The sequence below is a fragment of the Rugamonas rubra genome (assembly GCF_900114705.1).
Taxonomy (GTDB): domain Bacteria; phylum Pseudomonadota; class Gammaproteobacteria; order Burkholderiales; family Burkholderiaceae_D; genus Rugamonas; species Rugamonas rubra.
In genome coordinates this window covers 145,657-165,716 of sequence record NZ_FOTW01000012.1, presented here as the reverse complement: position 1 = coordinate 165,716, position 20,060 = coordinate 145,657, and the positions used below count along the sequence as shown (strand labels likewise).

The window sequence follows — 20,060 nt, the reverse complement described above, 5'->3', positions numbered from 1 at the left end:
ACAAATGCTTTACAAAGCGCAACCCCGGGGGCATCATCGGATGGAGCGTTGACGACCGGCCCTGCCGGCGCAGCAACTCTCCCACCGAAGTCTTCCTGATGGCGCGCATCCATGGCAGCAGTCATTCCCAACGCCACGCCCAGCACCGCCCTGCCGGGGCTGGCGCGGGCCTTGCTTCAGGCCGGGCGCCTCAGCGCGCCCCAGGCCGACGCGCTGCACAAAAAAGCCGGCAACGATAAGCAGGCCTTCATCGACGTGCTGCTGGCCAGCGGCGCGATCGACGCGCGCGCGTTGGCGCTATTCTGCTCGGAAACCTTCGCCTACCCCCTGCTCGACCTGCACAGCGTCAACCTGGAGGCGCTGCCGCCCAAGGTGATCGACCACCGCCTGATGCAGAGCCAGCGCGTGGTGCCGCTGTCCAAGCGCGGCAACAGGATGTCGGTGGCCATCTCCGACCCCACCAACATCCAGGCGCTGGACCAGATCAAGTTCCAGACCGAGTCCTCGGTCGAGCCGGTGATCGTCGCCCACGACGCCCTGTTGAACCTGCTGGCGGCGCTCAACAAGAACACCGAGCAAAGCATCAACGACATGATCGGCGACGAGCAGGACATCCAGTTCGCCGAGGAGGACAGCGCCGCCGCGCCCGACCCCGGCGCCAACGAGGTGGAGGACGCGCCCATCGTGCGCTTCCTCAACAAGATGCTGATGGACGCCGTCAACATGGGCGCCTCCGACCTGCACTTCGAACCGTTCGAGAAGTTCTACCGCATCCGCTTCCGCGTCGACGGCATACTGATGGAGCACGCCCAGCCGCCGATCTCGATCAAGGAGAAGCTGGTGTCGCGCATCAAGGTGCTGGCCAAGCTCGACATTTCGGAGAAGCGCGTGCCGCAGGACGGCCGCATGCGCCTGATCGTCTCGCCGACCAAAACCATCGACCTGCGCATCAGCACCCTGCCCACCCTGTTCGGCGAGAAGACGGTGATGCGCATCCTCGACGCCACCCAGGCGCAGATGGGCATCGACGCGCTCGGCTACGACCCGGACCAGAAGGAGCTGCTGCTCGACGCCATCCAGCGCCCCTACGGCATGGTGCTGGTGACCGGGCCGACCGGCTCGGGCAAGACGGTGTCGCTGTACACCTGCCTGAACGTCATCAACAAGCCGGGCATCAACATCTCCACGGCCGAGGACCCGGCCGAGATCAACCTGCCCGGCGTCAACCAGGTCAACGTCAACGACAAGGCCGGCCTGACCTTCCCGGTGGCGCTCAAGTCCTTCCTGCGGCAGGACCCGGACATCATCATGGTCGGCGAGATCCGCGACCTGGAGACGGCCGACATCGCCATCAAGGCGGCGCAGACCGGCCACATGGTGTTCTCCACCCTGCACACCAACGACGCGCCGTCGACCCTGACGCGGCTGATGAACATGGGCGTGGCGCCGTTCAACATCGCCTCGTCGGTGATTTTGATCACCGCGCAGCGGCTGGCGCGGCGCCTGTGCAACTGCAAGCAGCCGGTCGAGATCGGCGACGCGCTGCTGCTCAAGGCCGGCTTCCGCGCCGACGAGCTCGACGGCAGCTGGAAGCCCTACGGCCCGGTCGGCTGCGAGCGCTGCAACGGCGGCGGCTACAAGGGCCGGGTCGGCATCTACCAGATCATGCCGATCACGCCGGCCATCGAGGCGCTGATCCTGGCCAACGGCAACGCCATGCAGATCGCCGCCCAGTCCGAGAGCGAGGGGGTGAAATCGCTGCGCAAGTCCGGCCTGGTGAAGGTGAGGAACGGCTTGACCAGCCTGGAGGAAGTGCTGGGCTGCACCAACGAATAGGACAGGCACCATGGCGACATCGAGCGGCAACCAGGTCAAGGAATCGGTCTTCGCCTGGGAGGGCAAGGACAAGAGCGGCAAGACGGTGCGCGGCGAGCTGCGCGCCGGCGGCGAGGCCGTGGTCAACGTGACGCTGCGGCGGCAGGGCATCATGGTGACCAAGGTCAAGAAGAAGGTCTACCGCAGCGGCAAGAAGATCACCGACAAGGACATCTCCCTGTTCACCCGCCAGTTGGCGACGATGATGAAGGCCGGCGTGCCGCTGCTGCAATCGTTCGACATCGTCGGCAAGGGCCATTCCAACCCGTCCGTGTCCAAGCTGGTGATGGACCTGCGCGCCGACATCGAGACCGGCACCAGCCTGAACCAGGCCTTCCGCAAGTTCCCGCTGTACTTCGACCCACTGTTCTGCAACCTGGTCGGCGCCGGCGAGCAGGCCGGCATTTTGGAGGACCTGCTGACCCGGCTGGCGATCTACAAGGAAAAGACCCTGGCGATGAAGGCCAAGATCAAGTCGGCGCTGATGTACCCGGTGTCGATCCTGGCCATCGCCTTCATCGTCACGGCCGTCATCATGATCTGGGTGGTGCCGGCCTTCAAGGAGGTGTTCGCCAGCTTCGGCGCCAACCTGCCGGCGCCGACGCTGTTCGTCATGGCCGTCTCCGAGTACTTCGTGCGCTACTGGTATTTGATCTTCGGCAGCATCTTCGGCAGCGTGTACTTCTTCTTCCAGGCCTGGCAGCGCTCGCCCAAGGTGCAGCGCAACATGGACATTCTGCTGCTCAAGCTGCCCATCTTCGGCGAGGTGATCCGCAAGGCCACCATCGCCCGCTGGACCCGCACCCTGGCCACCATGTTCGCCGCCGGCGTGCCGCTGGTCGAGTCGCTCGACTCGGTCGGCGGCGCCGCCGGCAACGCCGTCTACCTGGACGCCACGCGGCGCATCCAGAACGAAGTCAGCACCGGCACCAGCCTGACGGTGGCGATGCAGAACGCCGACGTGTTCCCCAACATGGTGACGCAGATGGTCGCCATCGGCGAGGAGTCCGGCTCGCTCGACGCCATGCTGGGCAAGGTGGCCGACTTCTACGAGGAGGAGGTCGACGAGGCGGTGGCCTCGCTGTCGAGCCTGATGGAGCCGCTGATCATGGTCATCCTGGGCGTGCTGATCGGCGGCCTGGTGGTGGCGATGTACCTGCCGATCTTCAAGCTCGGCTCGGTGGTGTAGGCGGCGCGGCTAGGCGCCGGCGAGCTGGCTCGCCAGCGCCACATCGGCTGGCAGCGGCTGCGCCACCAGCCGCACGCCGAGCGCCATGCAGATCCGGCTGATCGTATCGAAGCGAGGTGTGCTATCGGCACGCAACGCCTTGTGCAGCGCCTCGCACGAGATGCCGGCCGACTTCGCCACCTCTGCCACGCCGCGGGCCCGCGTGATGTCGCCCAAGGCGGCAGCCAGCAGAGAGGCATCGTTCGCTTCCAGAATGTCGGTGAGGTATGCGGCGATTGCTTCGGCGCTGTCGAGATAAGGGGCCGCGTCGAAGTCCGGCAGCTCCGCCACATTGATTCGATTGCTCATGGTATGCCTCCTAGACCACGACACCGCGCACTTTGGCGTCCGCTATGCTACCCAGCCAGTTCGCAAATTCTGGGAGATATTTGATCGTGTACATATAAATTGTAATCGGGCGATAACAGGATATCTATCGAAATTGAACACCGAGTCGCCCATGTCGTCTCAGCTTTCCCGCAGGTATTGCAGTGCTGCCACTTCTCAGCTTGATTCAACCCGTTTACCAAATTTCTGTCAAAATTAACAATACGATATCGCAGTGACCCGCGCCTTGCCTTGAGATAGGCGACATCCCCACTCTTTCCCTTCCGATAAAAATATAGACGTGAGCAAAGAAATCGCATTGACAGTGTTCCAAGCCAGGGCTGGCGACCACAACGATCTGGCCATGCCGGGCGCGGCGGCGGTCGGCGCCATGCTGGCGGCGCGGCTGGGCCTGCCGGCCAGCGTCATCGGCCGACCCGAGCCAGCCCTCAACAGCGGCTGGCGCAGCGAGCTGGACGCGGCCCTGCCGGCGCTGCGCGCACTGGCCGAGCACCATGCCGCCATCCTGCGCCGGGGCGCCGTGCCGCTGACGGCGGCGACCCGCTGCGCCGTCTCGCTGGCCATGCTGCCCGTCGTCGCCAGCCAGCGGCCCGACGCCTGCGTGGTCTGGTTCGACGCCCACGCCGACTTCCACACGCCGCACACCAGCGCCAGCGGCTATCTGGGCGGCATGGTGCTGGCCGGCGCCTGCGGCCTGTGGGACTCCGGGCTGGGCGCCGGCCTGGCCGTCGGCAACGTGGTGCTGGTCGGCGGCCGCGACATCGACCCGGCAGAGCAGGCGCTGATCGACGCCGGCACGCTGCGGCTGGTGACCGCCGGCGCCGGACTGGCCGACGAACTGCGCCGCGCCATCGCCGGCCGGCCGGTCTACCTCCACCTCGACTGCGACGTGCTCGAGCCGGGTATCGTGCCGACCGACTACCGCTGCACAGGCGGGCTGTCGCTGGCCGAGCTGGGCGCCGCCTGCGCCGTCGTCGCCGAGCACGAGCTGGTCGGCGTCGAGATCGCCGAGTTCGAGCACGCCTGGCAGGCCGGCGGCGCGCCGGTCTCGCCGGCCGCGCTGCTCGACGCGCTGCGGCCCCTGCTCGAGCGCCTGCCGGCCGGCGCCTGAGTCGGCCGTCCGCGACCACCCAATTTTCCACGGCGGCCAGCGCCGCCCAGCCGAACGGCGCCGCGCGCGCCCCAACCTTGACCACAACCACCATGCACAACACAATAGACATCCCCGCCGACTTCCTCGCCCGCAGCGCCATCGTCGACCACGACCATCCGGCCATCGCCGCGCTGGCGCGCAGCTTGGCCGGCGCCAACGCCGAGGAAACGGCGCGCAACTGCTTCGACTGGGTGCGCGACCACATCGAGCACAGCATCGACTTCAACCGCGACGAGGTCACCTGCGTCGCCTCCGAGGTGCTGGCCGCCGGCACCGGCCTGTGCACGGCGAAAAGCCACCTGCTGGTCGCCCTGCTGCGCCGGCACGGCATTCCGGCCGGCTTCTGCTACCAGCGCCTGCTGTTCGACGAGGCCGGCGCCGCCTTCTGCAGCCACGGGCTGGTGGCGCTGTGGCTGGATGGCCACAGTTGGTATCGCTGCGACGCGCGCGGCAACAAGCCCGGCATCCAATGCGAATTCACCCCCGGGCGGGAAAACCTCGCCTTCGCCGTGCAGGCGCCGGGCGAGCGTCTGTACGCCGAGGTGTGGGCCGAGCCCTGGCCGGAGCTGGTGTCGCGCACGCGGGCGCTGGCCTCGATCGCCGACTACCGCGCCGCGCCGCTCGACGTGGCGCCGCCTACCCCGTCCGCCGCCGCCAGCCGCCACATAGGCGTTTGAGCGCGGCGGCCGGTAACTACTGGTCGAAATAACAGCTTGGCAAGAAGTGCTACCATCAATTAACATTGCCCATTGTTAAACGTAGTTTAATTGCAACATGATTGAAATATTGCCATAGCAATAATGATATCTGTGATTCAATAGTATTTCGCAAATATGCTGCCTGCGCGCGGCTGGAAGACGAATAGTGGCTGCCTCGATCAACTTGCAACACAGCGCCCTCGATGCCGAACTGCCGGATCACTACGAGATCCGTGGCCGGCTCGGCGAGGGCGGCTATGGCCAGGTGTTCGAAGCCTGGGACGCCACGCTGTGCCGCGCCGTGGCGATCAAGCAGCTCAAACTGGGTGCCGCCGCGCTCGACCCGGAACGCCTGATCCGCGAAGCGCGGCTGGCCGCCGCGCTCAGCCACAGCGCCTTCGTCAAAATCTTCTCGGTGGCCGGGGGCGGCGCCAGCCAGGCCATCGTCATGGAACTGGTGCAGGGCAGCACGCTGCGCCAGCACATGCTGGAGCGTTCGCTGAGCCCCGAGCAGGCGCTGGCGATCGTCGACCAGATCGCCGCCGCCATGGCCGAGGCGCACGCCAGCGGCCTGGTGCACGGCGACCTGAAGCCGTCCAACCTGATCATCGAACCGTCCGGTGCGCCACGCATCCTCGACTTCGGCCTGGCACGCCAGATCAACCCCTTGGCCAACCAGTCCTCGACGACCGACCACAGCGACGGCACCATCGCCTACATGGCGCCCGAGCGCCTAGGCGGCCAGCCGCCCAGCGTCGGCGCCGACATATACGCCCTCGGCGCCATGTTGTACGAGATGCTGGCCGGCAGCCGCCCGTTCGCCGACCTCGACGGCCTGGCGCTGGCCGCCGCCCACCTGCAGTCCTGCTCGACGCGCTGGCCCTTCCCGCCCGAGGTGCCGGCCACCAGCGTGGCGCTGGTGCGGGCGATGACGGCGCGCGACCCCAGCCAGCGGCTGCGCAGCATGGCGGCGGTGCGCCAGCGCATCGCCGCGCTGCGCGCGCCGGACACCCCGGCGGCGGCGGCTGCGGCGGCGCGGTGGCGCTGGCGCGGCTGGCGCGGCGCCGTTGCTGCCGGCGCCGCCGTCGCCCTGCTGGGCGGCGCGCTGTGGCTGCTGGCGCCGCTGGAACGCTGGCACCCCATGCTGGCGCCGGCGCAGACGTTGCAGGCCGGCTGGGAAGCGCTGAGCCACTACGACCGCGACGGCAGCCTGACCGAGGCCGACAACGCCTTCCTTGCGATCCTGAAGCAGAATCCGCGCCAAGCCAGCGCCGCCGCCGGTTTGTCGATCGCCTACAGCTTTCGCTACGGCGGCGACGGCCGCGATCCAGCCCTGTTGGCGCAGGCCAACGCCAGCGCCCAGCAGGCGCTGCGGCTGGACGACCAGCTGGCGCTGGCCCACGTCGCCCAAGGTGAGGCGCTGCGGGTGGCGGGCCAGAATGAAGCCGCGCTGCCGCACTTCAAGCGCGCGCTCGAACTCGATCCGCAGGCTCTGCTGGCGCTGGCCGGAAAGATCCAGGCCCTGCTCGGCCTACGCCGCTTCGACGAGGCCGAAGCGCTGCTGCAACAGGCGCGCCAACTGCATCCGCGCGAACGGCGCCTGGCCGACCTGCTCGGCTCGCTGCGCTTCCAGCAGGCCGACTACACGGCCGCCGAGACGGCCTTCCGCCTGAGCCTGCAACTCGAACCGGACGCCGTGTACGCCTACGCCAACCTGAACGCGGCGCTGCTGCGCCAGGGCCGCAACGACGAGGCGCTGCAGGTGTTGCAACAGGGCCTGCAGGTTCGGCCAAACGGGCGCCTGTACACCAACCTGGGCACCACGCTGTTCGCCCGCGCCGACTACGCCGGCGCCGCCCAGGCCTTCGAGCGCGCCGTCTCGTCGGCCAAGGGCAGCCCGAACGACTATCTGAGATGGGCCAACCTGGCCGATGCGCTGCGCTGGCTGCCCGGCCGCGAGGACGACTCGCGCCAGGCCTACCAGCGCGCCAGCGACCTGCTCGCGCCGCAGCTCGAGCGCGCGCCCGACAATGCCACCCTGGCCTCGCGCATGGGCTGGTACCGGGTCCGCCTTGGCGACGCGCCCGGCGCGCTGGCCTGGACCGAGAGGGCGCTGACGCGGGCGCCGGCCAGCCCCGATATCCAATTCCGCGCGGCGCTGGCATACGAGCTGAGCGCTAGGCGCCAGTCCGCCATCGCCGCGCTGATCCGGGCGAGCACCTTGGGCTATCCGGCCCATTTGATCGACAGCGAGCCCGACCTGATCGCGTTGCGGCGCGATCCCCATTATCAATCTCTCCTCCTTGAAAGTGCACAATGAAACTGGAAGCGCAAGCGGTCAACACGGAAGACAAAGTACGCAAAGAAGTATTGTTGAAGGTATCGTTCGACGCCAACCAGACCAGCGACGCGCTGGACTGGGAGTTCCTGCCGAATTCACGTCCGGCCAAGGGCGACCACGCCGGCGGTATCCTGTTCCAGCCGGGTGAGATGCTGCACGTCGAGATCGACGGCCTGGGCAGCCACACCAGCGGTTTCCGCAGCTTCGAAGTGGTCGACTGCTGCCTGCTGACCAACCCGCAGATCATCCAGATCGGCGCCAAGCTGCCGCTGAAGTACGCCGAGCCCTCGCCGTTCTGCGGCATCGACCGCGCCGTCTACGTCCTGCCCAACAAGTTCGAGGTGGTCTCGTGCAAGGAGCCGCACCCGACCCGTCCGCACGCGCACCGCGTCAAGCAAGTCTGGCAGGGCGAGCTGGAAGTGGCCAAGCCGCAGGGCCGCTGGGAACTGTCCTTCATCGTCACCGTGCGACTCGACTTCGGCGATGTCCGCCCGGCCGAGCTGCGCGTCTTCTCGTTCGATCCGGAAAGCGAAGTCGGCGACGGCACCGAACCGAACTAAGCAGTCCCGCGTCGCCGCCGGGCCGCCCGGCGGCGACACGAAGTGCGTGCCGGCCACGGCGCCCCGCCCGCCCGGCGCCGGGCGCTTGCGCCAGCCGCGTGGTGCAAAAAAGCAAAATTCACCGGCCGCGCCTCGCCGCCGCCGGGCGCGCCGTGTTTTAATACGGGAATTCGCCCGCCGCCGCCTCGCCGAGACCACGCGCCCGGGCCCACCGAACGCGGAAGCCGATACGATGTCCCCACACCCCCTGCTGTTCGCCGCCCCGGCCGACTTCGCCATCAGCCTGCTGGCCGGCCTGTTCGGCCTGCTGATCGGCAGCTTCCTCAACGTGGTGATCTACCGCGTGCCGAAGATGATGCAGCGCGAATCGGACAACTACGTCGCCGTCGAGAGCGGCCGCGAGGCGCCCCACGCCGAACGCTTCAACCTGATGGTGCCGCGCTCGGCCTGCCCGCACTGCGGCCACCAGATCACCGCGCTGGAAAACATCCCCCTGCTCAGCTGGCTCGTGCTGCGCGGCAAGTGCAGCGCCTGCCGGGCGCCGATCTCGCCGCGCTACCCGGCCGTCGAACTGCTCACCGGCCTGCTGTCGGCCCTGCTGGTGTGGCGCCTGGGCAGCGGCTGGGCCGGCCTGGCCGCGCTGTTCTTCCTGTACAGCCTGATCGCCATGACCTTCATCGACGCCGACACCCAGCTGCTGCCCGACGACCTGACCTACCCGCTGCTGTGGGCCGGCCTGCTGGTCAACCTGAACGGCACCTTCGTGCCGCTGCACGACGCCGTGGTCGGCGCGGCGGCCGGCTATCTGGCGTTGTGGAGCATCTACTGGCTGTTCAAGCTGGCGACGGGCAAGGAGGGAATGGGGTATGGTGACTTCAAACTGCTGGCCGCGCTGGGCGCCTGGCTGGGCTGGGCCATGCTGCCGACCATCATCCTGTTGTCCTCGGTGGTCGGCGCGCTGGTCGGCATCAGCCTGATCGTCTTCGCCCGCCACGGCCGCAACAACCCGATCCCCTTCGGCCCCTATTTGGCCGCCGCCGGGCTGATCGCCATATTGTACGGCAATTCGATTTCCGCCTTTACCCTCGGCCTGCTGGGCTGAGAGCAACCATGACCATGTCCGCCGATACCGCCGCCGCCCCGCCCCCAGCCGTTTCCCCCGCGCCCTTCGCCGTCGGCCTGACCGGCGGCATCGGTTGCGGCAAGAGCACCGTCGCCGACATGTTCGCCGCGCGCGGCGCGACCATCGTCGACACCGACCAGATCGCCCACGCCCTGACCGGGCCGGGCGGCGATGCCATGGCCGCCATCGTCGCCGAGTTCGGCGCCGAGTTCGCCGCCGCCGACGGCGCGCTCGACCGCGCCCGCATGCGCGCCCTGGTGTTCGCCGAGCCGGCGGCCAAGGCCAGGCTGGAGGCCATCCTGCATCCGCGCATCCGCGACGCCGCGCTGGCGGCGGCCGCCACCGCCACCGGCAGCTATGTGATCTATGCCGTGCCGCTGCTGTTCGAGTCGGGCAGCTGGCGCGCCCGGGTGGCCCGGGTGCTGGCCGTCGACTGCCCGGAAAGCCTGCAGATCGCCCGCGTGATGGCGCGCAATGGCTTGCCAGAAGCCCAAGTCAAGGCCATTATGGCGACTCAGGTGCCGCGCCAGTTGCGCCGAGAGCTGGCCGACGACATCGTCAGCAACGAGGGCGACATCGCCGACTTGGCGCCGCAAATCGAGCGCCTGCACGATTTATACCTGGCATTTTCGAAAAGAACGACGACAATACCGTCGCAACGTTTGTAATTTTGCTTCGCTTGCTTCAAAATCACGGGATTGAGCGGGTCCACACATAAAAAGGGATGTTATTTTGATTGTCTACGAATATCCTTTCAACGAGCGCATACGCACGTTGTTGCGGTTGGAGGATCTGTACGAGAAATTCAAGTTCTTTGTCCATCAAGAACATCCAATGCAACATCACGTCGCCCTCGCCACCATCTTCGACATGCTCGAAGTGGCCGGCCGCGCCGACCTCAAATCCGACCTGCTGCAGGAGCTGGAACGCCAGCGCCAAAGCCTGCTCGGCTACCGCATGAATCCGAATGTCCAGGCGGAAACGCTGGACGCCATACTCGCCGAACTCGACGACGTCAGCAGCGCGCTGGTGTCGGCCCAGGGCAAGACCGGACAGAACGTGCGCGACAACGAATGGCTGATGAGCATCCGCGGCCGCACCATCATCCCCGGCGGCGCCTGCGAGTTCGACCTGCCGTCCTACTACGCCTGGCAGAAGCGCAGCGCCGAGCAGCGCTTCAACGACATCGCCAACTGGTTCGCCCCGCTGGCGCCGCTGTTCGACGCGCTGGCCCTGGTGCTGCGCCTGCTGCGCGACTCGGGCGGCCCGGTGAAGATGATCGCCGTCGCCGGCAGCTACCAGCAGATGCTGCAAGGCAAGGTCTACCAGATGCTGCGCCTGAGCTTGGACGAGTCGCTGGGCGCGATCCCGGAGATTTCCGCCAACAAATACATGCTGTGGGTGCGCTTCACCAGCCAGGGCGGCGACTTGAAACCGAAGCCGCTGGAAGACGATGTGCCATTCGAGCTAACCCTTTGTAACTTTTGACGAGATAGTGTTTTATGACCGTAGTTGATTGCCCGACCTGCGCCAAGAAGGTGGAGTGGAGCGAAAAGAACAAGTACCGCCCGTTCTGCTCGGAGCGCTGCAAACAGATCGACCTGGGCGCCTGGGCCGAGGAAAAATACGCCATCCCGGCCGCCCCGCCGGTCGACCCGCTCGACGAGGAATGAAAAACAGGCAGCCCGTGGGCTGCCTGTTTTTTTACCCCGCAAGGCGCTAGTCGCGGGGTCTGACCCCGTACGGGGTCAGACCCCTGGCTTTGGGGGCTTAAGCCGGCAATGCCGCCGGATCGTGGCGGATCTGCTCCAGCCACTCCAGCAGGGGTATGGTCGCCGGCAACAGCGGCTCGACGCCGACCGCGCCCTGCCAGGCGAAGGCCTGGCCCTCCAGGCTCTGCGCCTCGCCGTGCCAGTCGCGGCTGATGAAGAAATGCAGCCGCACATGGGCGTGCGGATACACGTACTCCACGCCGCACCACTCCTGCGCGCTCTCCACCACCATGCCCAGCTCTTCCATGAACTCGCGCTTGAGCGCCTGCAGCACCGTCTCGCCCGGATCGACCTTGCCGCCCGGGAACTCCCAGTAACCCTCGTAGGGCTTGCCGGCCGGCCGCTGGCCGAGCAACACGTCGCCGTTCGGCGCAATCAGGATGCCGACCGCGACGTCGACCGGCTTGGCCGCCGCCACGGCTGGCGCCGAGGCCGCCGCTGTCGCTGCCGTAGATATCACCGCCTCGGCTGCCGCCGCCGGCCCGGCCGGGAGTGCCTGCGCGCCACCGGCCGCCACGCTCACCGCCGCCGCGCTCACGGCGCGCCTTCCGGCAACTTGCCGGCGTGGTCCTTGGCGAACTGCCAGGCCACCCGGCCCGAGCGCGAACCGCGCTGCAGGGCCCAGCGCAGCGCGTCGGCGCGTGCCGCCGCGATCTGCGCGGCGTCGCAGCCGAACGAGCCGAGCCAGTGCGCCACGATGTCCAGATAGTCGTCCTGCTTGAACGGGTAGAACGACAGCCACAGGCCGAAGCGCTCCGACAGCGAGATCTTCTCCTCCACCGTCTCGCCCGGATGCAGGTCGCCGTCCTCGTCGTGCTGGTAGCTGGCGTTGTCGGACATGCGTTCCGGCATCAAATGGCGCCGGTTCGAGGTGGCGTAGATCAGCACGTTGTCCGACTGCGCCGCCACGCTGCCGTCGAGCGCCACCTTCAGCGCCTTGTAGCCGCTCTCGCCCTCCTCGAACGACAGGTCGTCGCAGAAGATGACGAAACGCTCGGGCCGGCCGGCGACCAGGTCGACGATGTCGGGCAGCTCGGCCAGGTCGGCCTTGTCGACCTCGATCAGGCGCAGGCCGTCGACGGCGAACTGGTTCAGGCAGGCCTTGATCAGCGAGGACTTGCCGGTGCCGCGTGCGCCCGTCAGCAGCACGTTGTTGGCCGGCCGGCCGCGCACGAACTGGCGCGTGTTCTGCTCGATCTGCGCCTTTTGCGGAGCGATGTTGTGCAGGTCGTCGAGCGCGATGTTGGAGACGTGGGCCACCGCCTGCAAATAGCTGGCGCCGCCGCCGTTGCGCTTGCGCCAGCGGTAGGCGTGGCCCAGCTTCCAGTCGGGCTCGCGCGGCGCCTGCGGCAGGATCGCCTCGACCCGTTGCAGCAGGGCCTCGGCGCGCACGAGGAATTGTTCCAGGGGACTCGCCATGGCCATCCCTCAGGAGCGGTAGTCGGCGTTGATGGTCACGTACTCGTGCGACAGGTCGCAGGTGTAGACGGTGGCCTCGGCGGCGCCGCGCGCCAGCTTGACGCGCACCGTGATCTCGCTTTGGCTCATGACGCGCTGGCCGTCCTCCTCCTTGTAGTCGGGGTTGCGGCCGCCGTCCTTGGCGACCCAGACGTCGTCCAGGTAGAGGTTGAGCTTGTCGACGTCGAGGTCGTCGACGCCGGCGTAGCCGATGGCGCACAGGATGCGGCCCAGGTTCGGGTCGGAGGCGAAGAAGGCGGTCTTGACCAGCGGCGAGTGGCCGATCGAGTAGGCCACCTTGCGGCACTCCTCGACGTCCTTGCCGCCCTCGACGGTAATGGTGATGAACTTGGTGGCGCCCTCGCCGTCGCGCACGATGGACTGGGCCAGGAACAGCGACAGCTCGGTGACGGCGGCGGCCAGCGCGGCGTACTCGGGCGTGTCGACCGAGTCCACCACCAGCGTGCCGGCGCCGGTGGCGATCAGCATGAAGGAGTCGTTGGTCGAGGTGTCGCCGTCGATGGTGATGCAGTTGAACGACCGGTCGGCGGCGTGCTTGACCAGGGCGTCGAGCACCGGCTGGGCCACCTTGGCGTCGAAGGCGAGGAAGCCGAGCATGGTCGCCATGTTCGGCTTGATCATGCCGGCGCCCTTGCTGATGCCGCTCATCGTCACGCTGTGGCCGGCGATGTCCACCATGCGCGAGGCCGCCTTGGGCTGGGTGTCGGTGGTCATGATGGCCTCGGCGGCGTTGAACCAACTGTCGGCGCGCTGGTCGGCGACGGCCTGCGGCAGGGCGGCGACGATCTTGCCGACCGGCAGGGGCTCGAGGATCACGCCGGTCGAGAACGGCAGGATCTGGCCGGCCTCGCAGCCGAGCAGGCCGGCCAGCGCGGCGCAGCTCTCGTTGGCCAGGGCCAGGCCGACGGCGCCGGTGCCGGCGTTGGCGTTGCCGGTGTTGACCATCAGCGCGCGGATCGGCTTGGCGCCGTCGCGCACGGCGGCCAGGTGGGCCTTGGCGATCTGCACCGGCGCGGCGCAGAAGCGGTTCATGGTGAACACGCCGGACACGGTGGCCGTCGGCGCCAGGGTCAGCACCAGCACATCCTTGCGGTTCGGCTTCTTGATGCCGGCTTCGGCGAAGCCGATTTCAATACCGGCGACGGGCTTCAGGTCGGTGGCGACGGGCAGGGGGGAATTGACGGCCATATTCGGGTTCTCATGGGTGGGAAAAGGGAGCCGCTATTGTAATCCCTGGCGCCGCGAATGGGGATGGCGCCGGGCGCGACGGCGCCAAGGGCGCGCCGCCGCGCGCTGGCCCCGGCCGGCCGCCGGCGAGCGGCGCCCGCGGCCGTGTTTCGTTGCCTTTCCACAACGAAAACACCGCCGCCGGGCGAAAGGAAAAGACAAGCCATTGCCGCAGGTACACACTCAACGCAGCGCCGGAAGTCAAAACAACAAGGCGCCCACACCAACCTGGAGGGATACCGATGAAACCAACAACCCTGTCACGCAGCGCGCTCGCGCTTCTGGCGGCCTGCGCCGCCCTGCCCGCGCACGCCGAGGACGGCCCGGCCATCACCATCAGCGGCTTCGGCACGGCCGCGCTGACCATGAGCGACACCGACCAGGCCGAGTACATCCGCCCCGGCCAGGCGGCCGGCGTGCGCAAGGACGCGCGCCCCGGCGTCGACTCCAACTTCGGCGTGCAGGCCACCGCAAAGTGGAACGAGACCGTTTCCTTCACCGCCCAGGGCCTGGTGCGCAAGTACGCCACCGACCAGTACGGCGCCGAGCTGGCCTGGGCCTTCGCCAAGTACAAGGCCAGCGACGACTTCAGCCTGCGCGCCGGCCGCGTCGGCTTGCCGATCTACCTGATCTCCGACTTCCGCAACGTCGGCTACGCCAACACCATGCTGCGGCCGCCGGCCGAGGTCTACCGCCAGGTCTCGGTCGACCACGTCGACGGCGTCGACGTGGTCTACCAGCACAGCTTCGACGACACCAGCGTCACCGCCCAGTTCGCGTTCGGCAAGTCGCAGAACAAGCAGCCGGGCAACGCCTACACCGATTTCAGCACCGTCACCGCGCTCCACGTGGTGGTCGAGAACGGTCCCTTCACCTACCGCTTCGGCCGCGCCGACGCCAAGTTCTCCGCCAAGAACAACCCCAGCCTGACCGGCCTGAACACCACGCTGCGCGCGGTCGGCCTGGGCGCCATCGCCGACGACCTCAAGCTCGAGGATATCAAGGGATCGTTCACCTCGCTCGGCCTGACGATGGACTACAAGAACTTCCTGGTCCAGACCGAGTACGCCAAGCGCAAGACCGAGTCGCGCCTGGTCCACGACACCAGCTCCTGGTACGCCATGCTGGGCTACCGCTACGGCAAGTTCACGCCCTACTACATGTACGGCGACATCAAGCAGGACAGCCGCAACGAGTACAGCTCGCTGCCCACCAGCGGCCCGCTGGCGCCGCTGTCGGCCGGCGTCAACGGCGCCGTCAAGGCGGCGCTGCAGTCGACCAACGCGGTCGGCCTGCGCTGGGACTTCTACAAGGCCGCCGCGCTGAAGCTGCAGATCGACCGCATCTCGCCGCGCAACGGCAGCGGCGCCTTCATCAACGCCGCACCCGGCTTCAAGGGTCCGGTCAACGTCTACGCGGTCGGCGTCGACTTCGTCTTCTAAGGGGGCCACATGAATACGAAACTCGCCCTGTCCCTGCTCGCCGGCAGCCTGTCACTGGCCGCGCCCGTGTTCGCCACAGAGATCGTTGTCATCGTCAGCCCGAAAAACCCGGCCACCCGCATGTTCAGCGAACAGGCCTCGCAGTTCTTCCTCGGCAAGTCCAGCCTGTTCACCCCGATCGAGCGCAACGACAGCCCGCTGCGCAACGAGTTCTACCAGAAGGTGCTGGGCAAGGACGCCACCCAGGTCAAGGCGGTCTGGTCCAAGCTGGTGTTCACCGGCAAGGGCAGCGCGCCGAAGGAGTACAACTCCGACGCCGAGGTCAAGAAGGCGGTCGCCGCCGACCCCGTCGCCATCGGCTACATCGACAAGGCGCACGTCGACGACACGGTGAAAGTGATACTCACCGTGCCTTGACGCGCGAAAATTCTGTTGACCATAAGTTACAAATGGCGCCCGCGTGGCGCCATTTTCACGTCTCGCCGGCGCGCCGCCGCGAGCCCGGCCGGCGGCGCCGGCGCGATACTAATAAATAATAAAAATTATTAAAGAGACCATCAAAACACTAGTGAAATGGATGGTTATCTATTAAATTTTCTCATCTTGCAATTGAACTCCCCCTCTGGATTGCTCAAAAAAACGACAGTTTTTAGTACACTCGTTCTATTTTTGATATTCCATTTTATCCCTGAAGAAAATTGGTCTAAGGTAACACCTGCACGCCCTACCCGGCTTGTTTTAGGGGACTGGCGCACCACCGCCACTCAGTAACAAAGAACCGAATATAAAAACATACGAAGGAATACGGCAGATGAAAAAACAACTATTGGTAGCATCCGTGCTGGCCGCGCTGGGCATGATGCAGGCCCAGGCCGGCGTGCTCGACGACGGCAACCTGAGCATCAGCGGCTTCGGCACGCTGGGCGTGGCCAAGAGCAACACCGACGCGGTCGAGTTCGCCCGCTACAACCAGGCCGAAGGCGTCAGCGACAAGGCCAAGATCGGCCTCGACTCCAACCTGGGCCTGCAGGCGACCTACAAGATCAACGAGATGTTCTCCACCACCGCGCAGATCCTGACGCGCAAGAACACCAGCCAGAGCTTCACCACCGACCTGACCTGGGCCTTCCTGAAGATCAAGGTCAACGAGGAAATCAACGTGCGCGTCGGCCGCGTCGTCGTGCCGACCTTCCTGATCTCCGACTACCAGAACGTCGGCTACGCCAACACCATGATGCGTCCGCCGGTCGAGATGTACGGCCAGGCGCCGATCGAGAACGTCGACGGCGTCGACGTCAACTACCAGCACGCCATCGGCGACTTCAACCTGAGCACCCAGGCCTTCGTCGGCGTCAGCCGCGGCAAGCTGTTCGTGCCGACGGCCGGCGGCTCGGTGGCCACCTACCGCGCGCCCGCCGCCGGCGTCAGCGTGGGCGGCGAATACGGTCCGTTCACGCTGCGCCTGGGCCACGCCCAAGCCAAGCTCGACAGCAACGACGTCGGCCCGCTCAACAACCTGACCGGCACGCTGAAGACGATCGGCTTCGGCCAGCTGGGCCAGGACATGACCCTGAACGGCGGCAAGCGCATCGCCTTCACCTCGCTCGGCTTGACCATGGACTGGCGCAACATCGTGGTGCAGGCCGAGTACGCCCAGCGCCGCGCCAAGGAGCCGGTCTACGTGCCCGACACCAACGCCTGGTACACCATGGTGGGCTACCGCTTCGGCAAGATCCTGCCCTACTACAGCCACGCCGCCTACAAGGGCGCCGGCCAGTCGGTCAACGTGCCGGCCGGCTTCCCCAAGACGGGCGCGCTGGCCTCGGCCGTCAACTACAGCTTCCTCAGCTCGTCCGAGCAGAGCTCCGACCTGGTCGGCGTGCGCTGGGACTTCGCCAAGTCGCTGGCATTGAAGGTGCAAGTCGACCGCGTCAAGCCGAAAGCCAAATCCGGTTCGCTGAACTTCGGTCCGGCCGCCGGTTACACCAACAATGTCACCGTGGTCGGCGCCGCGCTCGACTTCGTGTTCTGATCAGGAGGCCACTATGAAAACCACCATGACCTCGCTGTTGTTGACCGCCCTGCTGGGCACCACCCTGTCCGCCTCGGCCGAGACGGTCGTCATCGTCAGCCAGAAGAACCCGGCGACGCGGATGTTCTCCGAACAGGCCTCGCAATTCTTCCTCGGCAAGTCGGCGATGTTCACCCCGGTCGACCAGGCGGAAAGCTCGGCCATCCGCGCCGACTTCTACCACAAGGTGGCCGACAAGGACCCGGCCCAGGTGAAGGCGATCTGGTCCAAGCTGGTGTTCACCGGCAAGGCCACGCCACCCAAGGAGTACAACTCCGACGCCGAGGTGAAGAAGGCGGTCGCCGCCGATCCGAAGGCGATCGGCTACATCAACAAAAACTCGGTGGACGACACCGTCAAGGTGATCCTCAGCCTGCCGTGATGCCGGCCTAGCTCCACCCGCGACGCCCGGCAACGCCGGGCGTTTTTGCGTGCGCGCGCCATCTCGATGGTGCCGAATGGCAAGCGATGGGTTATATTGACAAGTCGGCAGCATTCCACGCGGCGCCAACCGCGCCGCCAGCCGCCGCGGGAACGGACACCCTGTTCCCGGCCGCGCCGACCCGATGGAGACCCTCGTTTTGAACCTATCGCTACGCGCGAAATTCCTGGTGCTGAGCGCCGTGGTGCAAGCCCTGGTGGTCGCCCTGCTGATCTGGAACAGCCTGCGCCTGATGGACGACGCCGTCGGCAAGAACGCCGAGCGGGTCGCCCACGAATACGCCGTCACCCTCAACCTCTCGCTCAGCCCCTACGCCATCAACGGCAAGCTGGGCCAGCTGTCGGGCTACCTGGCCGAGATGCTGGCCGACCCCGAGGACAGCTTCCTGCGCTACATCGTCATCCTCGACGCCCAGGGCCGGCCGATCATCGAAATCGGCGGCAGCGTCGCCGCGCTGCCGCCGGCGCTGCGCGCCGGCACGCCGGGCGCCGGCGGGCGCGGCGCGCGCACCGTCACCGAGGGCCAGACCCTGCACGCGCGCGCCCCGCTGCTGCTGCAGGACAACCAGGTCGGCACGCTCAACTTCGGCCTCTCGACCACCGACCTGAAGCGCGCCAGCGACGAGGTGATGCTGCAGGGCGGCGCCATCTCGCTGGCCGGCTTCGTGCTCGGCCTGGGCCTGTTCTACCTGTTCACCCACGGCATCGGCCGGCGCCTGGCCGCGCTGACCGGCCAGTCGCGCCAGATGGCCCACGGCCAGCCCTGGGCCGAACAGGGCGGCGACGAGATCGACATGTTCTCGCGCTCGCTGGCCAGCATGAGCGCGGCGCTGCGCGAGCGGGTCGCCCAGCTCGAACAGTCCGAACGCCGCCTGGTCGAGTCCGAGTCGCGCTTCAAGATCCTGTTCGACATGGCGCCGCTGCCGCTCAGCGTGTCCGACCACGAGGGCCGGGTGATCGCCGCCAACCAGGCGCTGGCGCGCACCTTCGACTACCCGGTCGACAGCCTGATCGGCATGCGCTCGGACCAGGTGACCTTCTGGGCCAGCGCCGTCGAGCGCGACCGAATCTGGAACATCTACCAGAGCGACGGCGCGGTGCACGGCGCCATCGCCGGCGTCTGCCTGCCCGACGGCAGCGTCGGCAGCGTGGCCATCTGGTCGTCCTCGCTGGTGCTCGACGGCCGCCCGGCCATCATCTGGGCGCTGCTCGACCTGAGCGAGGAGCTCAACGCCAAGCGCGAGCTGAAGGACCTCAACATTTCGCTGGAGAGCCGGGTGCGCGAGCGCTCGGCCGCGCTGGAGCTGGCCAACCGCGACCTCAGCGTGGCCCTGGAAAACCTGCAGCGCACCCAGGACGAGCTGCTGGCGGCGGAAAAAATGGCCTCGCTCGGCTCGCTGGTGGCCGGCATCGCCCACGAGCTCAACACGCCGATCGGCAACTCCCTGCTGGCCTCGACCACCCTGGGCGACCGCGTCAACGAGTTCGAGGCGCTGGTCGAGGGCGGCGCGCTGCGCCGCTCCGAGCTGCGCGCCCACATGGAGGAGGTGCGCCTGGCCAGCAACCTGATCTCCGGCTCGCTGCACAAGGCGGCCGACCTGATCTCCTCGTTCAAGCAGGTGGCGGTCGACCAGACCAACGACCAGCGCCGCAGCTTCGACCTGCTGACCGTGGTGCAGGACACCCTGGCCACCTACACGCCACGGCTGCGCCAGGCCGGCTGCGCCGCCCACCTGGCGATTCCGCCCGGCCTGACCTTGGACTCCTACCCCGGCAGCCTGTACCAGATCCTCAACAACCTGATCAACAACACCCTGGCGCACGCCTTCGAGCGCGGCATTGCCGGCAACATCACCATCTCCGCCGCCGAGCTGGGCCAGGGCCAGGTCGAACTGGTCTTCGCCGACGACGGCGCCGGCATGCCCGACGAGGTGCTGCGCCGCGTCTTCGACCCCTTCTTCACCACCAAGATGGGCCAGGGCGGCACGGGACTGGGCATGCACATCGTCTACAACATCGTCACCGGCATGCTGGGCGGGCGCATCGCCATCGAATCGGCGCCCGGCCGCGGCACCACGGTGCGCATGGCGCTGCCGCGCTGCTCGCCGCAGCGCAGCTGATGGCCGCACCCAACTGGGCAGGAACGCAGCTAAGTTACGAAAACCCGGCGGCGTAAATCCAGGGTCAGACCCTAGGGTCTGACCCTCGCTCCTTGCCTGTGGGTGCTTGCCAGCAGCCCGCGCCTTGACGACCAACGAAAAAAGCGGAACAGCCTGGGGCTGTTCCGCTTTTTTTGTTGCCG

The 20,060-nt window shown here is 67.1% G+C and carries 19 protein-coding genes; 15 read left to right on the top strand and 4 right to left on the bottom strand.

Features of this window, described 5'->3' with window-relative positions; genetic code table 11:
* Window positions 1-111 precede the first annotated feature (111 nt).
* Both pilB and BM252_RS14005 read left to right on the top strand, forming a co-directional pair.
* A complete protein-coding gene (gene pilB / locus BM252_RS14010) occupies window positions 112-1,836 on the top strand; it encodes a type IV-A pilus assembly ATPase PilB (RefSeq protein ID WP_093388282.1) in 1,725 nt (574 codons plus the stop codon).
* Window positions 1,837-1,846: 10 nt separating this feature from the next.
* Entirely contained in the window at window positions 1,847-3,064 is a 1,218-nt protein-coding gene (locus BM252_RS14005; RefSeq protein ID WP_093388281.1) for a type II secretion system F family protein, read from the top strand.
* 9 nt (window positions 3,065-3,073) lie between these two features.
* On the opposite strand, the gene BM252_RS14000 is transcribed toward BM252_RS14005, so the two are convergent.
* Window positions 3,074-3,412: an addiction module antidote protein gene (locus BM252_RS14000; RefSeq protein WP_093388280.1), complete on the bottom strand. Its 339-nt coding sequence runs from the start codon at window positions 3,410-3,412 to the stop codon at window positions 3,074-3,076.
* 343 nt (window positions 3,413-3,755) lie between these two features.
* On the opposite strand from BM252_RS14000, the gene BM252_RS13995 reads away from it, so the two are divergent.
* From BM252_RS13995 to yacG, 8 genes are all read left to right on the top strand, one after another.
* Window positions 3,756-4,562: an arginase family protein gene (locus tag BM252_RS13995; protein WP_245774254.1), complete on the top strand. Its 807-nt coding sequence runs from the start codon at window positions 3,756-3,758 to the stop codon at window positions 4,560-4,562.
* A 92-nt stretch (window positions 4,563-4,654) separates the two neighbouring features.
* Window positions 4,655-5,281 (top strand): transglutaminase-like domain-containing protein, encoded by a 627-nt coding sequence (locus BM252_RS13990; RefSeq protein WP_093388279.1) that lies wholly within the window; start codon window positions 4,655-4,657, stop codon window positions 5,279-5,281.
* A gap of 187 nt (window positions 5,282-5,468) precedes the next feature.
* Complete coding sequence (locus tag BM252_RS13985) at window positions 5,469-7,622, top strand: serine/threonine-protein kinase (RefSeq protein ID WP_093388278.1); 2,154 nt, start codon at window positions 5,469-5,471, stop codon at window positions 7,620-7,622.
* Window positions 7,619-8,203 (top strand): hypothetical protein, encoded by a 585-nt coding sequence (locus BM252_RS13980; RefSeq protein ID WP_093388277.1) that lies wholly within the window; start codon window positions 7,619-7,621, stop codon window positions 8,201-8,203. Before BM252_RS13985 ends, BM252_RS13980 begins: the two co-directional genes overlap by 4 nt.
* A gap of 232 nt (window positions 8,204-8,435) precedes the next feature.
* Window positions 8,436-9,305, top strand: a complete 870-nt coding sequence (locus BM252_RS13975; RefSeq protein ID WP_093388276.1) for a prepilin peptidase — start codon at window positions 8,436-8,438, stop codon at window positions 9,303-9,305.
* 8 nt (window positions 9,306-9,313) lie between these two features.
* Entirely contained in the window at window positions 9,314-9,994 is a 681-nt protein-coding gene (coaE, locus tag BM252_RS13970; RefSeq protein WP_245774248.1) for a dephospho-CoA kinase, read from the top strand.
* 64 nt (window positions 9,995-10,058) lie between these two features.
* Complete coding sequence (gene zapD / locus BM252_RS13965) at window positions 10,059-10,814, top strand: cell division protein ZapD (RefSeq protein WP_093388275.1); 756 nt, start codon at window positions 10,059-10,061, stop codon at window positions 10,812-10,814.
* A gap of 14 nt (window positions 10,815-10,828) precedes the next feature.
* Window positions 10,829-10,999, top strand: a complete 171-nt coding sequence (yacG, locus tag BM252_RS13960) for a DNA gyrase inhibitor YacG (RefSeq protein WP_093388274.1) — start codon at window positions 10,829-10,831, stop codon at window positions 10,997-10,999.
* 97 nt (window positions 11,000-11,096) lie between these two features.
* Here the strand turns inward: yacG and BM252_RS13955 are convergent, their stop codons facing one another.
* From BM252_RS13955 to argJ, 3 genes are all read right to left on the bottom strand, one after another.
* On the bottom strand, window positions 11,097-11,516 hold the full coding sequence (locus tag BM252_RS13955; protein ID WP_093388273.1) for an NUDIX domain-containing protein: 420 nt from the start codon (window positions 11,514-11,516) through the stop codon (window positions 11,097-11,099).
* Window positions 11,517-11,632: 116 nt separating this feature from the next.
* Window positions 11,633-12,517, bottom strand: coding sequence for an ATP-binding protein (locus tag BM252_RS13950; RefSeq protein WP_093388323.1), 885 nt, complete (start codon window positions 12,515-12,517; stop codon window positions 11,633-11,635).
* A 9-nt stretch (window positions 12,518-12,526) separates the two neighbouring features.
* Window positions 12,527-13,765, bottom strand: a complete 1,239-nt coding sequence (argJ, locus tag BM252_RS13945) for a bifunctional glutamate N-acetyltransferase/amino-acid acetyltransferase ArgJ (protein WP_093388272.1) — start codon at window positions 13,763-13,765, stop codon at window positions 12,527-12,529.
* Window positions 13,766-14,046: 281 nt separating this feature from the next.
* Between argJ and BM252_RS13940 the strand changes: the two genes are divergently transcribed.
* From BM252_RS13940 to BM252_RS13920, 5 genes are all read left to right on the top strand, one after another.
* Entirely contained in the window at window positions 14,047-15,246 is a 1,200-nt protein-coding gene (locus BM252_RS13940) for a hypothetical protein (protein ID WP_093388271.1), read from the top strand.
* 9 nt (window positions 15,247-15,255) lie between these two features.
* Entirely contained in the window at window positions 15,256-15,663 is a 408-nt protein-coding gene (locus BM252_RS13935) for a type 2 periplasmic-binding domain-containing protein (RefSeq protein WP_093388270.1), read from the top strand.
* A gap of 394 nt (window positions 15,664-16,057) precedes the next feature.
* Window positions 16,058-17,278, top strand: coding sequence for a porin (locus BM252_RS13930; RefSeq protein WP_093388269.1), 1,221 nt, complete (start codon window positions 16,058-16,060; stop codon window positions 17,276-17,278).
* Window positions 17,279-17,291: 13 nt separating this feature from the next.
* Entirely contained in the window at window positions 17,292-17,699 is a 408-nt protein-coding gene (locus tag BM252_RS13925) for a type 2 periplasmic-binding domain-containing protein (protein ID WP_245774247.1), read from the top strand.
* Window positions 17,700-17,898: 199 nt separating this feature from the next.
* Window positions 17,899-19,878: a sensor histidine kinase gene (locus tag BM252_RS13920; RefSeq protein ID WP_093388268.1), complete on the top strand. Its 1,980-nt coding sequence runs from the start codon at window positions 17,899-17,901 to the stop codon at window positions 19,876-19,878.
* The last annotated feature ends 182 nt before the right edge of the window (window positions 19,879-20,060 follow it).